This is a genomic window from Sphingopyxis sp., assembly GCF_025869345.1.
Taxonomy (GTDB): Bacteria; Pseudomonadota; Alphaproteobacteria; order Sphingomonadales; family Sphingomonadaceae; genus Sphingopyxis.
Genome location: NZ_JAOZVW010000101.1, coordinates 1 through 6,816 on the forward strand (window position 1 = coordinate 1; position 6,816 = coordinate 6,816).

The 6,816-nt window shown below is 67.0% G+C and carries 7 protein-coding genes; 2 read left to right on the top strand and 5 right to left on the bottom strand.

Annotated elements, in window-relative coordinates; all coding sequences use genetic code 11:
- Positions 1-145: 145 nt before the first annotated feature.
- Positions 146-2,125: a signal peptide peptidase SppA gene (gene sppA / locus OJI97_RS10655; protein ID WP_297663320.1), complete on the top strand. Its 1,980-nt coding sequence runs from the start codon at positions 146-148 to the stop codon at positions 2,123-2,125.
- Positions 2,126-2,254: 129 nt separating this feature from the next.
- Here sppA and OJI97_RS10660 read toward each other — a convergent pair whose 3' ends face one another.
- Positions 2,255-3,157 carry an alpha/beta fold hydrolase gene (locus tag OJI97_RS10660; protein WP_297663322.1) on the bottom strand — a complete coding sequence of 301 codons (903 nt, stop codon included), beginning with the start codon at positions 3,155-3,157 and terminating at the stop codon, positions 2,255-2,257.
- Between the two features lie 93 nt (positions 3,158-3,250).
- Here OJI97_RS10660 and OJI97_RS10665 point away from each other — a divergent pair, with 93 nt between their 5' ends.
- Positions 3,251-3,472, top strand: coding sequence for a hypothetical protein (locus OJI97_RS10665; RefSeq protein ID WP_297663324.1), 222 nt, complete (start codon positions 3,251-3,253; stop codon positions 3,470-3,472).
- Between the two features lie 44 nt (positions 3,473-3,516).
- Here the strand turns inward: OJI97_RS10665 and OJI97_RS10670 are convergent, their stop codons facing one another.
- From OJI97_RS10670 to sucB, 4 genes are all read right to left on the bottom strand, one after another.
- On the bottom strand, positions 3,517-4,140 hold the full coding sequence (locus tag OJI97_RS10670) for a TRIC cation channel family protein (RefSeq protein WP_297663325.1): 624 nt from the start codon (positions 4,138-4,140) through the stop codon (positions 3,517-3,519).
- 117 nt (positions 4,141-4,257) lie between these two features.
- Complete coding sequence (lpdA, locus tag OJI97_RS10675; protein WP_297663327.1) at positions 4,258-5,655, bottom strand: dihydrolipoyl dehydrogenase; 1,398 nt, start codon at positions 5,653-5,655, stop codon at positions 4,258-4,260.
- Between the two features lie 44 nt (positions 5,656-5,699).
- Positions 5,700-5,993 carry a GIY-YIG nuclease family protein gene (locus tag OJI97_RS10680; protein ID WP_297663329.1) on the bottom strand — a complete coding sequence of 98 codons (294 nt, stop codon included), beginning with the start codon at positions 5,991-5,993 and terminating at the stop codon, positions 5,700-5,702.
- 75 nt (positions 5,994-6,068) lie between these two features.
- A partial coding sequence (gene sucB, locus OJI97_RS10685) for a dihydrolipoyllysine-residue succinyltransferase (RefSeq protein ID WP_297663330.1) occupies positions 6,069-6,816 on the bottom strand: 748 nt, incomplete at its 5' end.

Consider the following 6,816-nt stretch of genomic DNA (forward strand, 5'->3'; position numbering starts at 1 on the left):
CAATCCAGAGCGGTTTACGCTACTCTGGATTGCTTCGCTTCGCTCGCAATGACGAGCTTAACAGGAAGTCGTTCGCCCCCTCCCCGTCTCCCGCCCGTCGAAGCGTGCATTGCCAAGGGCGAGGCGCATCCCTAGGCTCGCGCGCATGACCGATACCACCGCCACGCCTCCCAACGACCCCGCCGGCCCCTGGGCCATCCCCGTCCGCCGGCCGCTGCCCGGCGACGACAAGCCCGGCGGGAGCACAAGCTTTCCGCGCAAGGTCTGGCATCTGCTCGTCGCGATCAAGGACGGGCTGGCGCTGATCTTCCTGCTGCTGTTTTTCGTCGCGCTCTTCGCCCTGCTCGCCGGGCGCCCCAATGCGTCGCTGCCGGTCAGCGAGGGCGCGCTCGTCGTCGATTTCGACGGCGTCGTCACCGAACAGCCTTCGGACGTCGATCCGCTCGCGGCGCTGTCGGGCGGCGGGCAGCTCAAGGAACTGCGCACCCGCGACATCGTCCACGCGCTCGAAACCGCGGCCACCGACAAGCGCGTCACGTCGGTCGTGCTCGACCTCGACCGCTTCCTTGGCGGCGGGCAGGTGTCGCTCGCCGAGATCGGCGCCGCGGTCGACAAGGTGCGCGCGGCGAAGAAGCCGGTGCTCGCCTTTGCCACCGCCTATACCACCGACAGCTATCAGGTCGCGGCGCACGCCAGCGAAATCTGGTCGGATGCGATCGGCGGCGTCGCGATCGCCGGGCCGGGCGGCTCGCGCCTCTATTACAAGGGGCTGATGGACAAGCTCGGCATCACCGCGCACATCTATCGCGTCGGCACCTTCAAGAGCGCGGTCGAGCCCTATCTGCGCAACGACCAGTCGCCCGAGGCGAAGGAAGCCGACCGCGCCTATGCCGGCGTTTTGTGGGAAAACTGGCTGACCGACGTCCGGAAAGCGCGGCCGAAGGCCAGGATCGACGCGTTCATCGCCGACACCGCGGGCGCGGTGAAGGCGGCGGGCAACGATCTGTCGAAGGCAGGGGTCGACGCCGGGCTGATCGACAAGGTCGGCAGCCGCATGGCGTTCAGCGCGCGCGTCGCCGAGATCAGCGGCACCTATGACGACAGCCGCCCGTGGGACTATAATGCGATCCCGCTCGAAAATTGGGTCGCGGCCAATCCGCCGGTGGAGAAAGGCGCGGCGATCGCCGTCGTCCCGGTCGTCGGCGAGATCGTCGATGGCGAAACGGGCGGCGGTTCGGCCGGCGGCGACACGATCGCGGAGCATATTCTCGACGCCGTCGCCGACAGCGGCACCAAGGCGATCGTGCTGCGCGTCGATTCGCCCGGCGGTTCGGTGCTCGCGTCGGAGCAGATTCGCCAGGCGCTGCTCCAGGCGAAGGCGAAGAAGCTGCCCGTCGTCGTGTCGATGGCGAATGTCGCGGCATCGGGCGGCTATTGGATCTCCACCCCCGCCGACCGCATCTTTGCCGAGCCTGAGACGATCACCGGCTCGATCGGCGTCTTCGGCATCATACCGAGCTTCGATCAGGCGCTCGCCAAGATCGGGGTCAACGCCGACGGCATCGCGACGACGCCGCTGTCGGGCCAGCCCGACGTGTTCGGCGGGGTGAACGACGAGTTCAACGCGCTCGCGCAGGCGAGCGTCGAGGATATCTACGCGCGCTTCACCGGGCTCGTCGCCAAGAGCCGCAAGCAACCGATCGAGAAGATTCGCGAGATCGCCGAAGGCCGCGTCTGGGCGGGCGGCACCGCGCGCCAGATCGGCCTGGTCGACCAGTTCGGCGGCCTGCCCGACGCGCTCGCCGCGGCGGCGAAGATGGCGAAGATCGACGGCGCGTATCATGCCAAATATTATGAGGAAGAGCCGAGCGAATTTTCCAAGATGCTCGCCAGCCTGACCGGCGCCGAGCAGGATCAGCAGGCGATGGCGCCGCGCGGCTGGTTCGGCATCGCGGCGATGAACCGCCAGCTCACCGAACGGCGGCTGGCGCAGGATCTGACATTGCTCACCCGGTCGGGGTCGGTGCAGGCAAGCTGCCTCGACTGCCGCGCCTTCCTGCCCGCGGTGCCACGCGCGCCGGAGGCGAAAGGGTGGCTGGGAGCGCTAGCGCTGCTGCTGAAGTAACTGCCACGCGTAAATAGCGTGTGTCCCCGCGAAGGCGGGGGTCCATCTCCTGCCGGTTCAAGATGGAACCGACCGGAGATGGCCCCCCGCCTTCGCGGGGGAACATGATCTTAATTGCGGCGCCCGTTTTCAGGCCGCCACCATCGCGCCCCGCGCGTGCTCGGCAATCGCCCCCGTCAGCGTGTCGACGAGCGCGAGCGGCAGATCGTGCCCCATGCCGGGGATGGTCAGCAGCCGCGCGCCCGCGATATGCGCGGCGGTGTCGCGCCCGCCCTCGATCGGCACGAGCGGATCGGCCTCGCCGTGGATCACCAGCGTCGGCGCCTCGACACGCTTCAGCATCGCGCGGCGGTCGCCGTCGGCGACGATCGCCGCCATCTGCCGCGCGACGCCCTGCGGATACCAGCCGCGCTCGTAATCGCCGCGGACGCGGCGCTGGAGCCGCTCCTCCTCGGCGGGATAGCCGGGGCTGCCGATCACCCGCGCGGCGTTCACCGAATAGGCGATCATCGCTTCGGCATCGCCGCTCATCGGCCGGCCCGCCAGAACGCGCATCGCCTCCTTCTGCGCGCGCGGCAGGCGCGGATTGCCGGTCGTCGACATGATCGAGGTCAGCGACAGCACCCGCCCGGGATAGCGCGCCGCCATGTGCTGAACGATCATTCCGCCCATCGACGCGCCGACGATATGCGCGCGCTCGATGCCGAGATGATCGAGCAGCGCCATGCCGTCGGCCGCCATGTCAGCGAGCGTATAGGCGCTACGCACCGGCAGCCTGAGCGCCGCCTTGACGAACATCCATTTGAGGTTGGGGACGCCCGCCGCATCGAAGCGCGTCGACAGGCCGACGTCGCGATTGTCGTAGCGGATGACGCGAAAACCGTGCGCGACGAGCGCATCGACGAACTCGTCGGGCCAGAGGGTGAGTTGTCCCCCGAGCCCCATCACGAGCAGGATCGGCGGCGCATCCTTTGCGCCCTTGTCCTCATAGGTGATTTCGATGCCGTTCGCCGTCGCCTGTGCCGTGGTCATGCCGTCTCCCATTCCTTTCCCGCCACCATGCCGCGAAGCGCGGCGCGGTCAAGCCGGGGGCGGAGAATCAGGCGAGGCGGCGGAGAAAGCGGCGTGCGATTGCGGCGCCTCAAAAGCCGGGCGGCGGACGATGCGATCGGCAGCAGCAGGAAGACGATCAGCGACAGCCCGACGATCCAGCGGCCGGTCGACGCCGGATCGCTGCACGCACTCGCGCAATCGGGCGCCCCGACTCCAGCGCCGAACGAGATCAGCAATGTCATCAAGATGGAAATGGTCCCCACGGTGCGCCTCTCCGCGCACCCGGATCCTTAGCGGATCGATGTTAAGCCGGCGTTGCGGCTCGCTTAGGCCGCTGTTTACCGCGATTCGCGGGGGCCCTTATAGGCCGGGAGCGCCAATGACCAGCGAATTGCCGCGCCGCGCAGCATGAATCCGGCGCCCGCGCCCGCGATTGCCGCCACCGCCGTCCCGAGGCCGAGCCACAGCAGGACGAGATAGAGCCCCGCCGCGAGCGCCGCCGCGGTGACGTAGATTTCGGGCCGCATGATGATCGACGGCACCCCCGCCAATATGTCGCGGATCGTGCCGCCGACGCAGCCGGTGATCACCCCCATCATCAGTGCGGGCACCGGCGGCACCCCCCAGGCGAGCGCTTTCGCGGTGCCGAACACCGCATAGGCGGCGAGCCCCACCGCGTCGGCCCATTCGAGCAGATGGCCCTGCCACCAGCGCTCGGGCGTCGCCCAGACGGTGAGCGCGATCGCGATGCACACCGCGGCGATCGCGCCATCCTGCACCCAAAAGACCGGCGCGCCGATCAGGAGGTCGCGGACGCTGCCGCCGCCGACCCCGGTGACCAGCGCGAAGAAGCAGGCGGTGACCAATGTCTGGCGCAGCCGCACCGCCATCAGCGCACCCGACAGTGCGAAGACGCCGATGCCCGCGAGGTCGAGGAGGCGGATGAGGGTCTGGGTGTCCATGCGTTCCTATACCATCCTCGCCACCACGAGCCACGTCATTGCGAGCGAAGCGAAGCAATCCAGAGTGTGCGGTAACCGCTCTGGATTGCTTCGCTTCGCTCGCAATGACGACGCGGATCAGATGTGGATCGGCTTCCCCGTCACCGCCATCGCCGCTTCCTTGATCGCTTCGCTATGCGTCGGGTGGGCGTGGCAGGTGTAGGCGATGTCCTCGCTCGTCGCGCCGAATTCCATCGCCTGCGCGGCCTGCGCGATCATCGTGCCCGCGACGCTGGCGATGATCCAGACGCCGAGCACGCGGTCGGTCTTGGCATCGGCGATCACCTTCACGAAGCCGTCGGGCTCGTGGTTGGTCTTGGCGCGGCTGTTCGCGAGCATCGGGAATTTGCCGACCTTGACCTCGCCGCGCTCCTTCGCGGCTTCCTCGGTCAGGCCGACGCCGGCGATCTCGGGCCAGGTGTAGACGACCGAGGGAATCACGTCGTGGTTCACGATGCCGGTCTGCCCTGCGATATTCTCGGCGCAGGCGATGCCTTCGTCCTCGGCTTTGTGCGCGAGCATCGGGCCGGGGATCACGTCGCCGATCGCCCAGATGCCGGGAACCGAGGTGCGGAAATCATGGTCGGTCTCGATCTGCCCGCGCTTGTTGACCGCGAGCCCCGCCTTGTCGAGCGCAAGCCCGTCGGTGTTCGGACGGCGCCCGATCGACACGAGCACGACGTCGGCCTCGAGAGTCTCGGCCTCGCCGCCCGCGGCGGGTTCGAGCGTCAGCACCGCCTTCTTGCCCTTGACTGTCGCGCCGGTAACCTTCGTCTTGAGCTTGAATTCGATGCCCTGCTTCTTGAAGATCCTGTTCGCCTCCTTGCGGACATCGCCGTCCATGCCGGGGAGGATCTGGTCGAGGAACTCGACGCAGGTCACCTTGGCGCCGAGGCGGCGCCACACGCTGCCGAGTTCGAGCCCGATCACGCCGCCGCCGATTACGACCATATGGCCCGGCACTTTCGCGAGTTCGAGCGCACCGGTCGAATCGACGATCACGCCCTTGGCATTGTCGACCTCGACGCCCGGAAGCGGGGTCACCGACGAGCCGGTGGCGATGATGATGTTCTTCGCGCGCACATTCTTGCCCGCCACGTCGACGGTGTCGGCCGACGTGAACTTCGCATAGCCCTTCAGCCAGTCGATCTTGTTCTTCTTGAACAGGAACTCGATGCCGCCGGTCAGGCCCTTGACCGCATCCTTGCGCTGGCCGTGCATGGCGCCGAGGTCGAGTTCGGGCTTCACCTTGATGCCCATCGCGGCCATCGCGCCGCCCGCCGCGGCCTCATAATATTCGGACGCGTGGAGCATCGCCTTCGACGGGATGCAGCCGACATTGAGGCAGGTGCCGCCCAGCGTCTCGCGCCCCTCGGCGCACGCGGTCTTCAGGCCCAACTGCGCCGCGCGGATCGCCGCGACATAGCCGCCGGGGCCGGCACCGATGACAAGGACGTCGTAGTCGTAATCAGCCATGATTCACTCCATTTGTGTTCCTGCGAACGCAGGAACCCAGGGCGTCAAAGCGATAGCCTGTCGAACAAATCCAGCCACTGCGGATTATCGCGTTCGATCAGTTCAACTTTCCACGCCCGCTTCCATTTCTTCATTTGCAGCTCGCGCTGACGCGCTTGCTGAATATCGTCGAATGCCTCGTACCAGACCAGCCGCGTGCAGCCATATGTCTTGCTGAAGCTGTCGATCACTTCGTTGCGGTGCTGCCATGCCCGTTTCAGAAGATCGCTGGTCACGCCCAGATATGTCGTCCCGTTGCGGCCGCTGGCCATCAGGTAGATATATCCGGGTTTGTTCATTCCATTCTCCGGCATCGGTAACGAGAGGACGGCTCGCTCTACCCTGGGCTCCTGCGTTCGCAGGAGCGCATGGCATCAAAGATCGATCAGCAACCGCGCCGGGTCCTCGATCGCTTCCTTGATCGTCTTGAGGAAGGTCACCGCCTCGCGGCCGTCGACCAGCCGGTGATCGTAGCTGAGCGCAAGATACATCATCGGACGGATGACGATCTCGCCGTTCCGCACGACCGGGCGGTCTTCGATGCGGTGGAGGCCGAGCACCGCCGACTGCGGCGGGTTGATGATCGGGGTCGACATCAGGCCGCCGAAAACGCCGCCGTTCGAGATGGTGAAGGTGCCGCCGGTCATGTCGTCCATCGTCAGCGTGCCGTCCTTGGCGCGCTTGCCGAGGTCGGCGATCGCTTTCTCGATTCCCGCGAAGGACAGGCTTTCGGCGTTGCGGACGATCGGCACGACGAGCCCGTTCGGCGCGCTGACCGCGATCGAAACGTCGAGATAGTCATAATAGACGATCTCGTCGCCATCGATGCGGCCGTTGACCGACGGAATATCGTGCGCCGCGAGCGCCACCGCCTTGGTGAAGAAACTCATGAAGCCCAGGCGGACGCCATGCTTCTTCTCGAAGCTCTCGCGATATTTGTCGCGCGTCGCGATCACCGCCGACATATCGCAGTCGTTGAAGGTGGTGAGCATCGCCGCGGTATCCTGCGCCGACTTCAGCCGCTTGGCGATCGTCTGGCGCATCCGCGTCATCTTGACGCGCTCTTCGCGGCGGCCCGGCGCGCCGATCGCGGCGGGGGCGGCCGCCGGCGCCGCGGCGGGC